General features: G+C 63.7%; 12 protein-coding genes and 2 tRNA genes. 8 read left to right on the plus strand and 6 right to left on the minus strand.

Annotated features, from left to right (window positions below; translation table 11 throughout):
* Positions 1-10 precede the first annotated feature (10 nt).
* On the minus strand, positions 11-3,622 hold the full coding sequence (gene putA / locus NKJ11_RS17380) for a bifunctional proline dehydrogenase/L-glutamate gamma-semialdehyde dehydrogenase PutA (RefSeq protein WP_352793839.1): 3,612 nt from the start codon (positions 3,620-3,622) through the stop codon (positions 11-13).
* Positions 3,623-3,784: 162 nt separating this feature from the next.
* On the opposite strand from putA, the gene NKJ11_RS17385 reads away from it, so the two are divergent.
* Positions 3,785-4,237 (plus strand): Lrp/AsnC family transcriptional regulator, encoded by a 453-nt coding sequence (locus NKJ11_RS17385; RefSeq protein WP_023812252.1) that lies wholly within the window; start codon positions 3,785-3,787, stop codon positions 4,235-4,237.
* Positions 4,238-4,331: 94 nt separating this feature from the next.
* On the opposite strand, the gene NKJ11_RS17390 is transcribed toward NKJ11_RS17385, so the two are convergent.
* Positions 4,332-5,531 (minus strand): cytochrome-c peroxidase, encoded by a 1,200-nt coding sequence (locus NKJ11_RS17390; protein WP_352793841.1) that lies wholly within the window; start codon positions 5,529-5,531, stop codon positions 4,332-4,334.
* Between the two features lie 7 nt (positions 5,532-5,538).
* Positions 5,539-5,988 carry a FixH family protein gene (locus tag NKJ11_RS17395; protein WP_023812254.1) on the minus strand — a complete coding sequence of 150 codons (450 nt, stop codon included), beginning with the start codon at positions 5,986-5,988 and terminating at the stop codon, positions 5,539-5,541.
* A gap of 151 nt (positions 5,989-6,139) precedes the next feature.
* Here NKJ11_RS17395 and NKJ11_RS17400 point away from each other — a divergent pair, with 151 nt between their 5' ends.
* Positions 6,140-7,060 carry a sugar kinase gene (locus NKJ11_RS17400; protein ID WP_352793881.1) on the plus strand — a complete coding sequence of 307 codons (921 nt, stop codon included), beginning with the start codon at positions 6,140-6,142 and terminating at the stop codon, positions 7,058-7,060.
* 50 nt (positions 7,061-7,110) lie between these two features.
* Here NKJ11_RS17400 and NKJ11_RS17405 read toward each other — a convergent pair whose 3' ends face one another.
* The 3 genes from NKJ11_RS17405 to NKJ11_RS17415 all read right to left on the minus strand — a co-directional run bounded on the left by NKJ11_RS17405 (position 7,111) and on the right by NKJ11_RS17415 (position 10,848).
* Positions 7,111-8,133 carry an aldose epimerase family protein gene (locus NKJ11_RS17405; protein WP_023812255.1) on the minus strand — a complete coding sequence of 341 codons (1,023 nt, stop codon included), beginning with the start codon at positions 8,131-8,133 and terminating at the stop codon, positions 7,111-7,113.
* 93 nt (positions 8,134-8,226) lie between these two features.
* Positions 8,227-9,684 carry an NAD-dependent succinate-semialdehyde dehydrogenase gene (locus tag NKJ11_RS17410; protein WP_127291661.1) on the minus strand — a complete coding sequence of 486 codons (1,458 nt, stop codon included), beginning with the start codon at positions 9,682-9,684 and terminating at the stop codon, positions 8,227-8,229.
* Between the two features lie 213 nt (positions 9,685-9,897).
* Positions 9,898-10,848, minus strand: coding sequence for an AEC family transporter (locus NKJ11_RS17415; protein ID WP_352793843.1), 951 nt, complete (start codon positions 10,846-10,848; stop codon positions 9,898-9,900).
* Positions 10,849-10,991: 143 nt separating this feature from the next.
* Between NKJ11_RS17415 and NKJ11_RS17420 the strand changes: the two genes are divergently transcribed.
* The 6 genes from NKJ11_RS17420 to NKJ11_RS17445 all read left to right on the plus strand — a co-directional run bounded on the left by NKJ11_RS17420 (position 10,992) and on the right by NKJ11_RS17445 (position 17,047).
* Complete coding sequence (locus tag NKJ11_RS17420) at positions 10,992-14,012, plus strand: caspase family protein (protein WP_352439883.1); 3,021 nt, start codon at positions 10,992-10,994, stop codon at positions 14,010-14,012.
* Positions 14,013-14,115: 103 nt separating this feature from the next.
* Positions 14,116-14,664, plus strand: coding sequence for a histidine phosphatase family protein (locus NKJ11_RS17425; protein ID WP_023812259.1), 549 nt, complete (start codon positions 14,116-14,118; stop codon positions 14,662-14,664).
* A gap of 229 nt (positions 14,665-14,893) precedes the next feature.
* Positions 14,894-14,967: transfer RNA gene (locus tag NKJ11_RS17430), tRNA-OTHER, on the plus strand.
* Between the two features lie 2 nt (positions 14,968-14,969).
* Positions 14,970-15,039, plus strand: a tRNA-Asn gene (locus NKJ11_RS17435).
* Between the two features lie 352 nt (positions 15,040-15,391).
* Entirely contained in the window at positions 15,392-16,534 is a 1,143-nt protein-coding gene (locus NKJ11_RS17440) for a slipin family protein (protein WP_023812260.1), read from the plus strand.
* A 231-nt stretch (positions 16,535-16,765) separates the two neighbouring features.
* Positions 16,766-17,047, plus strand: a complete 282-nt coding sequence (locus NKJ11_RS17445; protein WP_010909964.1) for an acyl carrier protein — start codon at positions 16,766-16,768, stop codon at positions 17,045-17,047.
* Positions 17,048-17,080 lie beyond the last annotated feature (33 nt).

Here is a 17,080-nt window from a genome sequence, read left to right on the forward strand (position 1 = left end):
CTGGCCGGGATCAAGCTCCGGCCAGCAGGCTCGCATTGCCGCCGGCGGCGGTGGTGTCGACGCAGACAGCCCGTTCATGTGCATAGGCCGCCGGGTTCAGTACCTCGCTGACCAGCGGCACGATCGGCCCGGAGCGGTCGGCGATGACCTTGCGCACGATGCGCGCGGCCTCGGACGTGCCGGAAAAAGCGACGACATCGACGCGTAGCGCGCGCGCCTCGACCGGATCCGGCCGGCCGTCGATGGCGGCCAGCGGCAGGCCCTTGCCGGTCAACGCGGAAAGGGCAGCCGGTGCGCCGGGCGCCACGGCCAGCACCGCATTGCCGGCGGCGAGCGCCTGGATCGTCTGCGCGAGCAGCGTATCGCCATCGGGACCAAGGCACAGCACCCGTCCGCGTGGCGACAGCGACAGCGTGTTGGCCTCGCCGGTTGGTCCGGGCAGGTCGACCTGGCCGAAATCGATGCCGGCGGCAGCACCAATGGCCGCGGCACCCTTGCCGCGCAGATGCTTCCTCAGAATGGCGATCCGGTCGGGCCGCGTCGACCAGCCGCCAAGTGTGGGATCAGGCAGATTGTCGGCAAGTTCGGTCGCCGTGACCTTATGGCCATCCTGCAAATGGGTGCCGGCCTCCGGCCCCTTGCGGAAGCGCCTGAGATAGTGCGGGCCGCCGGCCTTCGGCCCGGTGCCTGAAAGCCCCTCGCCACCAAACGGCTGCGAGCCGACCACGGCGCCGATCTGGTTGCGGTTGACGTAGATGTTGCCGGCATGAATGCCGTCGACGAAATGCTGGACGCGACCCTCGATGCGGGTGTGCAGGCCGAAGGTCAGGCCATAGCCCTTGCGGTTGATGGCGGCGATGACCGCGTCGATTTCGTCGGCGTCGAACGTAGCGACATGCAGCACCGGCCCGAACACCTCGCGCTCCATGTCCTCGATACCCTTGACCCGGAAAACATGCGGCGCGACGAAGCGACCTTCCTTCGGCGCCTCGAGCTTGGCGATCAGCCGGCCCTGCAGGCCCATTTTCGTGCAGTACTCGCGGATCGAGCTTTGCGCTTCGTCGTCGATGACAGGGCCGACATCGGTCGAAATCCGCCAGGGATCGCCGATGCTGAGCGCCTCCATGGCGCCCTTCAGCATCTCCAGCATCTTCTTCTCCACGTCCTTCTGCACATAGAGCACGCGCAGTGCCGAGCAACGCTGGCCGGCACTCTGGAAAGCCGAGGCGAGGATGTCGCGCACCGCCTGTTCGGGCAGCGCGGTGGAATCAACGATCATGGCGTTGAGGCCGCCCGTCTCGGCGATCAGCATGGCGTTGGGCGCGGCCGTCTCGGCCAGTTGCTTCTCGATCAGCTTGGCGACCTCGGTCGAGCCGGTAAAGCAGACGCCGGCGATGCGCGGATCTGATGTAAGCGGCCCGCCGACCGATGGGCCGTCGCCAGGGAGCAACTGGATGACGTCTTCCGGCACACCGGCCCCGCGCAGCAGCTCGACAGCCCGGAAGGCGATCAGCGGCGTCTGCTCGGCCGGCTTGGCGATGACCGAATTGCCGGTGACAAGTGCGGCCGCGATCTGGCCGGTGAAGATGGCGAGCGGGAAATTCCACGGCGAAATGCACACGATGGCGCCGCGCGCTTGCGTGCCCGCCTCCGCATTAGCCGCCTCGGTGGCGTAGTAGCGCAGGAAGTCGACCGCCTCGCGCACTTCGGCGACGCCGTCGGCCAGCGATTTGCCGGCCTCGCGGGTGGCGAGTGCAAAGAACTCGACGGCATTGGCTTCATAGAGATCGGCGGCACGGTTGAGGATGGCAGCGCGCTCGGCGACGGAACGTTTTGCCCATGCCGGCTGCGCTTCCACCGCAAAGCGCACGGCGGTCGCGACTTGCTTGGCGGCGGCTTCGCTGACCGTACCGACCACTTCGGAAGGCTTTGCTGGGTTGACTATGGGACGCTGCTTGCCGTAGCCGGCGGCACGGGTGATCGGCTTGGCATGCCAACGATCCGGCCCAGCGAAGGCCGCCCTGGCCTTGTCGATCGCCGCCAGCGTCACCGTGTCGGTGATGTCGAATCCTTTCGAATTGCGACGCCCGGCCCCAAAAATCTCGGAAGGCCGGGCAATCGCCGGATTGGCGGCCGGACCCTGGCTCTCGACCGTTTCGAGCGGATCGCGCGCAATGTCCTCCGGCTCGACGTCCTCATCGGTCAGCTGGTGCACGAAGGAGGAATTGGCGCCGTTCTCCAGCAACCGGCGGACCAGATAGGCCAGCAGATCGGAATGCGCACCGACCGGCGCGTAGATGCGGCAGCGCGTGCCTTCGGACCGGCGCACCGTCTCGTGCAGCGCCTCGCCCATGCCGTGCAGGCGCTGGAACTCGAAGGAATCGCGATTATCCGTCATCGCCAAGATGGCGGCGACGGTGTGGGCATTGTGGGTGGCGAATTGCGGATAGATGCGGTCGGTCATCGATAGCAGCTTTTTCGCGCAAGCCATGTAGGAAACGTCGGTGTTGGTCTTGCGGGTGAAGACGGGATAGCCTGACAGTCCGAGCGTCTGCGCCCGCTTGATCTCGGTGTCCCAATAGGCACCCTTGACCAGCCGCACCATGATGTTGCGGTCGTATTTCCTGGCCAGCGCATAGAGCCAATCGATGGCGAAAGCCGCGCGTGGCCCATACGCTTGCACCACCACGCCGAAGCCGTTCCAGCCGGCGAGCTCCGGCTCGGCCAGCACCCGCTCGATGACGTCGAGCGACAGATCGAGGCGATCGGCCTCCTCGGCATCGATGTTGAGGCCCATACGCGAATGGCGCGCGGCAAGCGCCAGCGACAAGAGCCGCTCGGCCATCACAGGCAGCATCTCTTCCTTCTGCGCCACCTCGTAGCGCGGATGCAGCGCCGAAAGCTTGACCGAAATGCCGTGGTTCTGCCTGATGTCAGGACCGTTGGAGCCGGAATCGAGCGACGAAATCGCGTCGGCATAGGCCTTGTGATAGCGCAAGGCGTCGGCCTCGGTACGGGCCGCCTCGCCCAGCATGTCGAAGGAATAGAGGTAGCCCTTCTGCGTCATCGGCCGGCCGCGCTTGACGGCTTCCGTGATGGTGCGGCCGAGCACGAACTGCTCGCCCATCTCGCGCATGGCGGCGGCCACCGCCTTGCGGATGACCGGCTCGCCCAACCGCCGCACCATCGAGCGCAGCGTGCCTTCGATGCCGCCCTCGCCCTCATCGAGGACGCGGCCGGTCAGCATCAGCGCCCAAGTCGAGGCGTTGACGAAGATGGAGCTCGAACCGCCCGAATGCGCCGACCAGTCGTGCGGCGCGATCTTGTCGGCGATGAGGTCGTCCATCGTTTCGGTATCGGGCACGCGCAACAGTGCCTCGGCCAGGCACATCAGCGCGACGCCTTCCTTGGTGGAGAGACCATAGGCCGAGAGGAAGACTTCCATCAGCCGGGGATCGGACGAACCGCGCACCGCCCGCACCAGATCGGCGGCGCGGGCCGAGATCGCCTTGCGGTCTTTCCCGGAGAGCGCCGTCGCGTCGGCAAGCCGCTTCACGGCCTCGTCTTCATCGGGCAGGTAGTTGGCGCGGATCTGCTGGCGGATGGCATCGAGCGCTGGCATGGCGGTCCCATGGATCGAGCAAAGGGATCGGGCCGGCGGTCACCGGACCGAATGGTGCAAGCTAGCACAGATGCGAATTTTCAATCGGTCCGAAGAAATCGACATTGCAGGTCGTTCGATCTATCGTAGCAGCTCAAAACCGACATATGGACTGCATTTTCGATGACGGAAGACCAATTGGACCGCATCGACAGGAATATCCTGGCGGCGCTGGCAAGCGATGGCCGGCTTTCGATGTCAGAACTGGCGGCAAACGTCGGCCTGTCGAAAACGCCGGTGCAGGCGCGGGTGAAGCGGCTGGAGAAGGACGGCTACATCAGGGGCTACCAGGCGATCATCGACCGCGAGCGCATGGGCGAAGGCCATGTTGCATTCGTCCAGGTGAAATTGTCCGACACCAGGTCCGCCGCGCTCGATGCCTTCAACCGATCCGTGCAGGCCGTGCCGGAAATCGAGCAGTGCCACATGATGGCGTCGAGCTTCGACTATCTGCTGAAAGTCCGCACCAGGGACATCGCCGCCTACCGCCGCGTCCTCGGCGAACGCATCTCGGCCCTGCCCCACGTCGCCCAGACCTCGACCTTCGTGGCAATGGAGACAGTCAAGGATCGATGACCATGATCCCGAAAAGTGGAAGCCGGTTTTCGGACAAGATCATGGTCAAACGTAGAGCCCCATCCCGATACATCGGGATGGATCGGGCTCTAACTCACTCCGAAAGCGTCTTCAGGAAAGCCACCAGCGCCGCACGTTCACGATCCGACAGCCCCAGCGGATGAACTTCGGACGTACCCTCCACGCTGGGTGCAGCCTTGGCGTAGTGCGCCACGACCTCGTCGAGCGACGAAAACTGCCCGGCATGCATGTAGGGCGACCGCGTTGCCGCACCGCGCAGCGACGGCGTCTTGTAGGCGCGGATCAGTTGCGGGCCATCCTTGACCATGAAGCGCAACTCGCCGCAGGCGCTGGCGTCGCCATCGCGATAGGCGCCGAAACAGTTGAACGGGTCGGCTTCGACTTGGCGCACCGCATCGATGCGGCCGCGGTCCGGCGGCAGGCCCGCAATGGGTGGCACGCCGGTGTTGTGAAAGCTGTTGTCGGTGAAGCGCGGGCCGTTGTGACAGGTCACGCAATTGGCCTTGCCGATGAACAGTTTCAGCCCAAGGATTTCTTGCTTGGAAAAGACCGCATCGCCTTTCGGCTCAGCACCGGTGGCGACGTCCAGCGCAAAACGGTCGAAACGCGTCGGCGCCGGCGCGATCGAGCGTTCGAAGGCCCCAATCGCCTTGCCTATATTGGCAAAGACGCCGTTGACGGCGTCACGCTGCGGGCCGCTCATCGCGTTCCAGGCAGCCTTCTCGGCATCGTTTCCCAAAGGGCTGGCATCCAACGGCATACCGGAAAAGTCAGGCAGCGGCCCAAAAATGCGCTCATAGCGCTCGCCGAAGCGCGCCTTGATGTAATGCGCGTAGGCGGCGCGGTTTCCCGCCTGCTCCAGCGGATTTTCGAGCGGCGTCAGCGCTTGGGCCCACAGGCTGTCGCGGCGGCCGTCCCAGAAGAACCAGGGATCGCGCGCGACGCCGGCCAGCGGCATGGTGCGCCGGCTGGTACGGCCGACCCCGACCGCCTGCGGCAGGTCGTCCTGGAACTGGCGGTCGATCTTGTGGCATGTCGAACAGGATATCGACCCGTCACCGCTCATGCCTTGGTCGAAGAACAGCGTCGAGCCGAGTGCGGCAGCCGCCGGCACGTCGGCAAAACGATTGGTGGTGTCGGGCTTGAGCGCCGGCAGCGACGACAGCGCCAGCGAGGCGATGGTCGTCTTCTCGGCGTCGGAAAAATCCGGCTTCGTGCAACCGGTAAGGACAACGGCCACCATTAGCGCCAGAAAACGCGAACGCCGCCTCATGTCCTGCTCACAGCACCACGTTGAAGAGCACCGTATCGGAGCCTGCGGTGGCCGAGATAGCGAAATGCAGCTGCCACCAGCCGCTCATGGTGAATTTCACCCCTTCGATCCGGTAACGCCCGTCGCCGAGATAGTCGGTCGCTTGCGGGCTGGTCGGCAGGCCGTGACTGTGCAGCGGCATGCCGCCGGAGATCGCGATCGCCGCCCCTTCCACCGGAGCTCCAGCCTTTGTCTTCAGCGTCAGCAGCCAGGATTGCAGTTGGCCTAGCCGCACAACGCCTCGCTCCGGCGCGAAGCTTGCCACGAACAGCCCGTTGGCGGTGTTCTTCGTCCGAGAGACATCCGGGCCGGCGGGCCGCGCCGACCGCGGCGCCGTCAGGTAAACGACCGCGAGAATGCCGACCAGCAAGGCAGCCAGACCAAGACCTGCCAGAAGATAACGCCATATCGATGCCAAACCGGTTCCTCTTCTGCAGACAACGCTCTGCCGAACGGATCGCATCCCGCCAGCCTGTGGGAAAACGCTGTGGCGGAAAAAACCCTGCTTGCCAAGCATGGCGCTGCCGGTGGCAAAAAGCTACAGCACCGAGATCACTGGAGGATTGCAGATGGCGGGAAACGGCGTCGCCTCGATCGGCGAATGCATGCTCGAACTGTCGGGCCAGACGGGACCGAACTGGCGCATAGGCTTTGCCGGCGACACGTTCAACACGCTGTGGGCGCTGCATGCACTGAGCGCTGAGCGGCCGGCAACCTATGTCTCGGCCTTCGGCGACGATCCATTCTCGCAAGGCCAGATCGATTTCTTCGCTGAAAACGGCATCGGCATCGGCTCCAGCCCGCTCATAGCGGGCGCGCGGCCCGGCCTCTATGCCATCACGCTGACGGGAGCCGAACGTTCCTTCACCTATTGGCGTGGCGACGCCGCCGCGCGGCAGCTTGTCTCGGACCCGGCCGCATTATCGAAAAACCTGCAAAATCAGGCACTTGTCTATTTTTCCGGAATCACTTTGGCAATTCTGGACGAAGCCGCGCGCGCTGAGTTGCTGGCCGCCGTCGCCAAGGCGCGTTCGGCTGGTTCACTTATCGCCTTCGACCCCAACTATCGGCCGCGGCTCTGGCGTGAGCGCGAGGATGCGCAGGCAGCGATCGTCGAAGCCCTTGCCGTCACCGACATCGCATTGCCGACCTTCCCCGACGAGCAGATGCTGTTCGGCGATCCAACACCGCAAGCCACAGCGAAGCGGCTCGGGCAACTCGTCGGCGAGGTCGTCGTCAAGAACGGCGAAGCACCGGCACTGATTGCCCAAGCAGGAACGCTGCGCGAAGTCCCGGCAATCCATGTCGCCGCTCCCGCCGATACGACGGGCGCCGGCGATTCCTTCAACGGCGGCTATCTTGCGGCTCGACTTGCCGGCCACGACCCGCTTGAAGCAGCACGCCGTGCGCATCGCGTCGCCGCAGCCGTGGTGCAGGTGCGCGGCGCGCTGGCGCCGTTCGAGACGCTGCGCGCGGCCTTCGCCGGCTAAAGTCTGTTGCGATTCAGGTCAGGCGGGCTTCACCTGAACATTGGCAGGCCTCAGGGCAGACGGAATCTGTATTCCGTCACGTGGTGGTAGATCGCGCCCGGCCACAGCGTCGCCTGCGGGAAATAAGGCCGGTTCGGCGCGTCCGGCCAAATCTGCGGCTCCAGGCAGAAGCCGCAAAAAGCCTTGTAGTCGCGGCCTTCCAACCCGGTGCGCGGCGTCACGTACTGGCCGGTATAGAGCTGGACGCCCGGCTCAGTGGTCCAGACCTCCATCTCGACACCGGAACTGGCGCCTTGCGCCCATGCCGCCTGCTTGAGCGGCCCGCGTGCCGAAGCGAGGCAGAAATTCTGGTCGTAGGGCAGCTGTTCGCCCTCGGTCTCCATGCGCAGCGGCCGCGCCTGGCGGAAATCGAACGGCGTGCCGTCAACCGGCTTGACCACGCCGGTCGGGATCATGTCGCCATCGACCGGCAGGTAGGCGCCGGCATTCAGCATCATCCTGTGGTCGAGAATGTCGCCGGCGCCGCCATCATCCAGGTTGAAATAGGAATGCTGGGTCAGATTGCACAGCGTCGGCTCCTCGCAGGTGGCGGTCAGCTCGACGCTGAGCGTGCCGGGGATCTTCAACCGGTAGGTACAAGTGACATCGAGCGCGCCGGGAAAGCCCATCGCGCCGTCGGGATCGTGCAACGTCAGCGTGACGAAATCCCTGCCATGCAACGAAACCGTCCACGGCCTGTGGGAATAGCCTTGCGAGCCGCCATGCAGCGTATGCTTGTCGAGGAAGTTTTGCTCGGTCTGGTAGCGGCTGCCGGCGATGGTAAAGCGGCCGTCGCGGATGCGGTTGGCATAGCGGCCGACAACCGCTCCAAAGAAGCCCGTATCCGTCTCGTAGGCCGCCAGATTGTCGTAGCCAAGCACCAGCGGCGCATCGTGCCCGGTCAGGCGCAGATCCTGGATGATCGCGCCCAGACCGATGATGTTGGCGGTGATACCGCCGCCCCTGATCGTGAAGCGACGCACCGGCTCGCCTGCCTGCGTCGTGCCGAAAACCTCGCCGTCCTTCATCGCCATGCCCGTAAATGCCAGTTGATCCAGAAGACTTCGGCTGGTTTTCCCATGAGAGACAGGCAGGCCATCGGCCTCCCCATCTCAGGGAATATCCTATCAGAGGCCGAGGCCGCCGATGCAGACATATTTGGTGTCGAGATAATCCTCGATGCCCTGATGTCCGCCTTCTTTGCCGAGACCCGATTCCTTGACGCCGCCGAACGGCGCCTCCGGCGTGGTGATGAGGCCTTCATTGACGCCGACCATGCCGTATTTCAGCCCTTCCATGACGCGGAAGGCGCGGCCGAGATCGCCGGTGTAGAAATAGCAGGCGAGGCCGAATTCGGTGTCGTTGGCGAGTGCTATCGCCTCCTCTTCGGTCTCGAACTTGAACACCGGTGCGACCGGGCCAAAGATCTCTTCCTTCATGAAGCGCATCTTGGGCGTCGCATTGGCAATGACCGTCGGCTGGAAGAACGAACCGCCGAGCGCATGGCGCTTGCCGCCGGCAACGATCTTGCCGCCCTTGGATGTGGCGTCGGCGATCAGTTCTTCGACCTTCTCGACCGCCTTCTCGTCGATCAGCGGCCCCTGCTGCACGCCGTCCTCGAGGCCGGAGCCGACCTTCAGCCCGTTGCTGGCGGCAGCGAGCTTCTCGACGAACTTGTCATAGACACCAGCCTGGACAAGGAAGCGGTTGGTGCAGACGCAGGTCTGGCCGGAATTGCGATACTTGGCGGTGATCGCACCAGCGACCGCACGCTCGAGGTCGGCGTCATCGAAGACAATGAACGGCGCGTTGCCACCGAGCTCCATCGACACTTTCTTGACGGTGACCGACGACTTCTGGATGAGAAGCTTGCCGACTTCGGTCGATCCGGTGAAGGTGATCTTCGACACCAGCGGATTGGCGCAGATCTCGTCGCCGATCTCGCTTGCCGAACCGGTCAGGATGTTGACGACGCCCTTGGGGAAGCCGACCTCCTCTGCGAGCGCACCCCAGGCGAGGCCTGAATATGGTGTCTGCGAGGCCGGCTTGACCACTGCGGTGCAGCCGGCGGCGAGCGCCGGGCCGAGCTTGCGGGCCAGCATCGAGGACGGGAAATTCCACGGCGTGATGGCGGCGATGACCCCGACCGGTTCCTTGGTCACCAGGATGCGGCGGTCCGCCCATGGCGACGGCACGACGTCGCCATAGGTGCGGCGGCCTTCCTCGGCGAACCACAATATGTAGGCCGCGGCAGAGCCGATCTCGCCCTTCGATTCGAACAGCGACTTGCCCTGTTCGATGGTCAGCAGTTCGGCCAGCACGTCCTGATTGTCCATCATTGCGTCATGCAGCTTGCGCAGCAGCTTCGAGCGCTCGAGCGCGGTCGTCTTGCGCCAGGTCTTGAAAGCTTCCGCGGCGGCTTCGATGGCGCGGCGGGTTTCGGCTTTGCCCGACTTCGGCACGGTGCCGATCTTGAGGCCGGTGGCCGGGTTGTTGACGTCAACCGTCTGGCCGCTGTCGGCCTGCACCCATTCGCCATTGATGAGATTGGCCTGCCGCATGAAATGGCTGGTTTTCTGAAGCATGGTCTATCCTCCGTTCGGCGCGCTGACGGCCGGTCTGTGAAATCTTCGGTGAGCGTGCGCCATGGACTGAAGCCGGCACGCCGGAGCCACTGCTCTTTACCGAGGGCAAGGCCCGCAAGCAATCGCAAGATGGCATATAGGGGTTGGACCAGCCCGAGGCGAGAGCAGGCCGGACATATGCCGTGCCGATCGCTGGCCGCACCATCTGGCTATCTATCCGAAAACGTGGAGCACCACCGTCAGCCAGAAGGCGGTTGTAACAACCGCGCTCGCCGTGGCGATTGTCATCTGGTTCGACGCCAGCGCCTGGCCGGTGTTGAACTGCACGGCGATGAGATAGGAATTGATGCCGGATGGTAGCGCCGCCACCACCACCGCCACTTTGGCCGTCAATGGCGGCAGGCCAAGCAGCCAGACCAGACCGAGAACCAGAGCCGGCATCAGGAACAATTTCAGCACCGAAAGCGCCAGAGCCGGCCGGACATTGCCGGAGATACCGAAGCGGCGCAGGCTGAGGCCCATGGCGAACAGCGCCACTGGCCCGGCAGTGTCAGCCAGCGCATCAACCAGCCGTGTGGCAAGGTTCGGCAGCGGCGCGCCGGTTAGGCGCCATGCCAGCCCGGCCAGGATGCCGATGATCAGGGGATTGGTGAACAGTCTTCTCAGAAAGCTCTGGATGATGCGCAGCGGGTGTACGGGCTCGCTGCCACCGCGGCCAAATATCTCGAACATGATGATCGACGCCATCATCATGGTCGGCAGATGCACGGAAACGAGCAGCGACAGCACTTCGAATCCGCTGGACCCGAATACGCCGAGAACGAAGGGAATGCCCAGCAACACCACATTCGAGAAGGACGACGACACTCCACCGACGATACCTGTGCGTGCGTCCCGCCCGAAGATTCGCGTCGTCACCAGATGGCCGGCAGCCCATGTCATTGCAACCGCGGTGAAGTAAGCGCCCCACAGCGACCATGGCGCCACGCCATGGAAATCGGAATTCACCATCGTCCGAAACAGCAGCAGCGGCATCGCCACGTTGATGGCGAATTCGGAGATGCCGTCCCCGCTGGGCGGCTTTAGATAGCCGGTGAGCCCGGTGAGATAGCCGAGCGCGACGAGGCTGAAGACGAAAAGAACGGTTTCGGTGAGCGGCGACATTTTTCAGGGATAGGCGAGCCACGGCCGCGGCGCAATCGCGCCCGAATTTGATCATGCCCTAATTTGATCATGGCCAAATTTGATCATGGTCCATTGGCAGCGTTATAGAGGGCTTGGATCATCAGGGCGGATGCGAACGACAAATGACCTTTGTCGAAACCTCGAAGCTTAATCTTTTGCGGCGGGCATGGCTGACGGCTTTCATCGCCGCACTGCTTTGCCTTGCCGCGACCGCGCTTGCAGTTGCCGAGACAATAAGCCTTAAGGGCGTGGCGCTGATCATCGGCCAGTCGAATTACCTGCACATCGCCGCCCTGCCCAACCCCGCCAACGACGCCCGCGACATGGCCAAGATGCTGACCGACCTTGGCTTCGACGCCCGCAGCGTCACCGACCGCGACGCCACCAAGCTGAAGCGCGACCTGGAGCGGTTCACCGAAGATGCCGACGGCGCCGATGTCGCCTTCATCTACTACTCCGGTCATGGCATCGAGGCCGGCGGCGAAAACTATCTGGTTCCGGTCGATGCCGACGTCCCGTCGCTGAAGGATGCCGGCACCAGCCTTGTGCCGATATCGGCCGTCATGGAGGCATTGAAAAAGACAGTGCCGGTGACGATCATGCTGCTCGACGCCTGCCGCACCAATCCATTCCCCGCGGATGCCATGGTCCGGCGCTCACCGACCGCTTCCGCCTCGCCCATAGGCGCCGGCGGGTTGGAGCCGGTGCGCGGCGCGAAGGCGCTCGGCAATGCGCCGGCGGCCGACGCGAGCCTGGGTACGGTGGTCGGCTTTGCCGCAGAACCGGGTCGTCCAGCGCTCGATGGCGCCGCCGGCGAAAACAGCCCTTATGCGTCCGCTTTGCTGCGCCACCTCGCGGCGATGAAGGGTACCGAGTTCGGCTCGGTCATGCGCATGGTGACCGAGGAGGTCTATCTCGACACAAAGGCAAAGCAGCGCCCCTGGGTCAATGAAAGCTTGCGCCGGCTGCTCTATTTCGGCGTCGCGCCGGCGGAGCCGACCGGCGACGACGGGCTGATCACCGGCGAGCGGCGCCAGCTGCTGCTGACGATTTCCGACCTGCCCGACCCCAAACGGGCGCAGGTGGAACTGGCCTCGCTGCAGGAAGGCGTGCCGCTTGATGCGCTTTATGGCGTGCTGAAAGCGCTCGGCACGGAAAAGATCCCGGAAGATCCGACTGACCTGCAAAAGGTGCTCGACGCCCAGGCCGAGCGCCTGAAGAAGATGATGTCCGAGCGTGCAGCGCTTCGCACCGACGATCCGGAGATCAAACGGCTTGTCGCCTCCGCCGACAAGGCCATCAGCCAGGGCGCCATCGTGACGGCGCGTAAATTCCTCGACGATGCCGTCGGCCGGATCGAAGAGACCAACGACGCGGTCGATCAAGCCGAGGATCTCGTCAAGCAGAAGCGTCTTGCCGATGCCGCGATCTATGCCAGGCGCGCCGATGCCTCTGGCCTGGTCTTCGACTACAAATCCGCCGCAGGCGATTACGCCAAGGCCTTCTCGCTGGCCGAGAAATGGGACGACAAGCTGCGCTGGAACTACAAGAACCAGCAAGCCGAGGCGTTGAACGCCTACGGCTACGCCACCGGCGATCTCGATGCGCTGCAGCACTCCATCGAGGCCTATCGCACCATTCTGAACTTCATCCCCAATGACGAACAGAATCGCGACTGGGCGATCACCCGCAACAACATGGCGGTGGTGCTGCAGACCATCGGCGAGCGAGAGACGGAGACCGCGCGCCTTGAAGAGGCAGCGCGGATCTTTCGCGATTCCCTTGTCGTGTTCGAGCGCGAGAAGGACGATCTTAACTGGGCCGCCGCGCAGAACAATCTGGCCAACGTGCTGTTGAAGATCGGCGAACGTGAGAGCGACCCGAAACGCCTGAACGAGGCGGTGGTGGCGATGCGCGCCACACTCGAAAAACGCCCGCGCGACAAGGTCCCGCTCGACTGGGCCGCTTCGCAGAACAATCTCGGCCTGGCGCTCTATGCGCTTTCCGAGCGCGAGGCCGCCGGCGAACATCTGACGCAAGCCGAGGCGGCCTACCGGCTGGCACTTGAGGAATACACACGCGAAAAGGCGCCGGTTGAATGGGCGATGGTCGAGAACAATCTCGGCAACACGCTGGTGTCGCTCGGCATTCAGCTCAACGACAAGGCGAAGATAAACGAGGCGGCCAACGCGTTCCGTGCCGCGCTTGAAGTGCGAACCCGTGAAACCTTCCCCGTCTCATGGGCGACCAGCAGGCTCAACCTCGGCAACGCGCTGAGCGGTGTCGCCCGTTTCGATATGGGCACCGGCGCGCTCGAAGAGGCCGCGGCCGCCTATGACGATGCACTGACGGTCTTTACCCGGCAGCGTTTCCCGATGGACTGGGCGTCGGCGCAGAACAATCTCGGTTCGATCTACCAGACGCTTGGCCAGCGCACCCGCGACGCGGCCAAGCTGGAGCAGTCGGCCGCGGCCTTCCGGGCGGCCCGGCAGGTCTATGTCAGACGGAAATTCCCTCTCGACTGGGCAATGAGCCACTACAATCTCGGCAACACGCTGCAGCTCCTCGGCGGCGTCACCGACAAGCCGGAACATTATGGTGAAGCCATTGCCGCCTACCGCGATGCGTTGCGCGAGTACAAGCGCGAGACGAACCCCCGCCAATGGGCGCTGGCCCAGGCCGGCCTCGGCTCGACGCTGCACTGGCTGAGCATGAGCAATGCCGACTCCAGGACGCTGCTTGAGTCCATAGCGGCCCGCCGAGCAGCCCTCGAAGTACTCACCGTCGACGCGGCACCAGTCGACTGGGCCAACGCCCAGAACGGCATCGGCATGAGCCTGCTCAACCTCGGCAATCTCGAACGCACCGGCAAATACCTCGGTGATGCCGAGGCCGCCTTCGCGGCCACGCTGAAGGTATTCACCAGGGAAAGCCTGCCCATGCAATGGGCCTTCGCGCAGAACAATCTCGGTGACGTCAGCTGGAACCGAGCCAGCTATGGCGGGGGCAAGGCCGAATATCAAAAGGCGATCGAATTCTTCGAGAACGCCAAGCAGGGCTTTACCGAAGCCGGCTACACAATCCCCATCCCGCTCACCGACCAGAAGATCGATCTGGTGAAGAAGCAGATGGCGAAGAAGTAGGTCTACGCATCCCGCCGACCGCGCCTTGTCTTTCGGCTGGCTTTACCGTCCCTATATGTCCCGTCACCGGAACCCATTGCCGGGAACCGGAGAAGGATAGCGGATGATTCGATTTGCCTTGGCGTTGTTCCTGTTTCTTATTCCCGGCGTGGCCCACGCCACGGATGCAGGCTGGGCGCTGCTGCGCGATGGCGGACATGTCGTGCTGCTGCGCCATGCCATGGTCACCGGCACCACCGACCCGGCCAATTTCGACATCGACAGTTGCGCCACCCAGATGAACCTGTCGGCCCGTGGCAAGCAACAGGCGAGCAAGATCGGCGCTCTGTTTGCCGCCCGTGCGGCACCGATCGAGCGCGTGTTGTCCAGCCGCTATTGCCGCTGCCTCGATACTGCCCGCATCGCCTTCGAGGCCGAGCCGGAGCTGTTTGCTCCGCTCGATCTCCTGAAGGGCGACGAGGCGCAGAAAGCCGCGCAGATCGCGGCGATCCTGAAAGAAATCCGCGCCTATTCCGGCTCCGACAATCTGGTCATGGTCACCCATCTGGAAGACATCGTGGCGCTGACCGGCATCTCGCCGCGCGAAGGCGAGGCCGTGGTCGTGGAGCCGCAGGGCGATAGCCTGCGCGTGCTCGGCCGCGTCACCTTCTGAGCTCCCTGCGCGCGATCGCTGACGTCGAAAGCGGTGTTGCCGAAATGCCACCGCCGCAAGAAGCCGCAAATCCGCCACGACAATGCCGCTTGCGACAACCCGTCGCAGGGGCTATAGGCGCGCTCCCGGTCACGAGAACCGAAGCGAGCACAACGGTTGGAGCTTTCGCCTCCGCCCGTGCAGGCGGCTTTGCCGCCCTGTATACGGCGCCGCTTTGGGGACTGGGATCGCGGATGTAGCTCAGCGGGAGAGCGCCGGATTTGGGTCCGGAGGTCGGGGGTTCAATTCCCTTCATCTGCACCACGGATAGCTCAGTTTGGTTAGAGCATCAGATTGTTAATCTGACTGTCGAAGGTTCGATTCCTTCTCCATTGGCCTGAAAAGCCATCCGAAAAACGGTCAGGGGACTGGAATGCGAAAGACTGAACGGATGGCCCAAGCCCTCGGGCGCGGATCATCCCAAGCGTCTTTCGCCATCGGCTCGCGGCCAGGCCCGCGGTGACGATCAAGGCGCAGTGTCGCCGGCAAAGGAAGCTCGGCCTCCGGCGCCCGCTTCGCTGCCCCGCGATCCGCTCCCGAAGGCCCGCCACGGATTGATGCCACCAGTCCCCGGATCATTCGTGCCCGGACGATGACGCAAGACGACGATGTGAAACGAGAAACGAAAGGAACGATCGACGCATGACTTGACGCCTCGCATGTGGCCATGCCCGACAGGAGTGAAACAATGACAATTCTCGACAAGGTTCTTGGACGCGAGCGCGTCCTCGTAAAGGAAAACGAACGTGCCCTCACCCTCCACAAGGGTGAGATCAAGACTGTCCTGCTGCCGGGCGAACATTGGCTCGCCAACCGGCGCGGCAGCCTTGAAGTGTCCCGGCACGATCTGAAGAACCCGGAATTCGTTTCGGCATACGAGAAGGCGTTGTTCGACAAGCTCCCGGATGTGGCCGCGCGTCATTTCACCGTCGTTCGCACCGGGCGCACGGATGTCGCCATCATCGAGCGTGACGGCAATCTGCACGCCGTTCTGGCGCCGGACCGCAAGCTCGTGCTGTGGACGGATGCCGGTCCGTGGAAGGTGACGCTGATCGACACATCGGTCGATCTCGCCATCGATGCGGCGGTCATGCGCCGGCTCGGCCAGGCCCGGAAGGCGGAATTGATGTCCGTCCACCCGGTCGTCGACGGTCAGGCCGGACTGCTGTTCATCGACGGTGTCCTGGTCAGGACGCTGACGGCGGGCGTGCATGGCTTCTGGAACGTCGGACGCATGGTGCAGATCAAGGTCGTCGACCTCAAGCGCCAGTCGCTCGACGTTGCTGGGCAGGAAGTGCTGACCAAGGATCGCGTGACGATCCGCGTCAACATCGCAGCCGAATACCGGGTCGTCGATCCTGTCAAGGCGGTGAGCATGGTGAAGGACTTCTCCGAAGCCCTTTACCGCGCCCTGCAGTACGCCTTCCGCAAGACCCTTGGCGCGCTGACACTCGATCAGATCCTTGAAAAGAAGGTGACGATCGACGAGGAGGCCGCCGGCAAGGTTCGCGCCGACATGGCCGAGATCGGGGTGGAGGTCAGTGATATCGCGCTCAAGGATGTCATCCTGCCGGGCGAGATGCGCGAGATCCTCAACCAGGTGGTGTCGGCCGAAAAGCAGGCCGAGGCCAACATCATCCGTCGCCGCGAGGAGACGAACGCGACGCGTTCCCTCCTCAACACGGCCAGGGTGATGGCGGAAAACCCGGTGATGCTGCGGTTGAAGGAGCTTGAGGCTCTGGAAACCATCGCCGGCAAGGTCGAGCGGCTGACCGTCCACAACGGAACGGGCGGGCTGCTGAACGACCTGGTCAAGCTCCGCGACAGCTAATGCATGTCGCCCAAAGTGGTTCCGGTTTTGGGGAACGACATGCATCGAGACAAAGGCTGACGTAACGTCAAAGGGAAGGGCCGCCGGTCAGCCGGCGTCCCTTCTTGCCTTTACAGAGCAGGCTTCCCATCTGCGCCCGGCGTATCAGGCCTTTTCCTGCCGGGAAAAACCGATTAGACAGCGCCCAAACAAGATGCGGACAGATTCCGCCCGCAACCGAAGGAAAAGCCCTTGTCCACCACGTTCGACAAAGTCGCCAAGATCATTGCCGACACCAGCGAGATCGATATCGACACCATTACGCCCGAGAGCCACACGATCGACGATCTCGGCATCGACAGCCTCGATTTCCTCGACATCGTCTTTGCCATCGACAAGGAATTCGGCATCAAGGTGCCGCTGGAAAAGTGGACCCAGGAGGTCAATGACGGCAAGGCTTCGACCGACGATTACTTCGTCATGAAGAACCTGTGCGCCAAGATCGACGCACTGGTTGCCGCCAAGACCGCCTGACTTCGGTTGAGCGCGTGATCTTGACGCGCCCTG

The sequence above is a fragment of the Mesorhizobium sp. M0243 genome (assembly GCF_040321775.1).
Classification (GTDB): domain Bacteria; phylum Pseudomonadota; class Alphaproteobacteria; order Rhizobiales; family Rhizobiaceae; genus Mesorhizobium.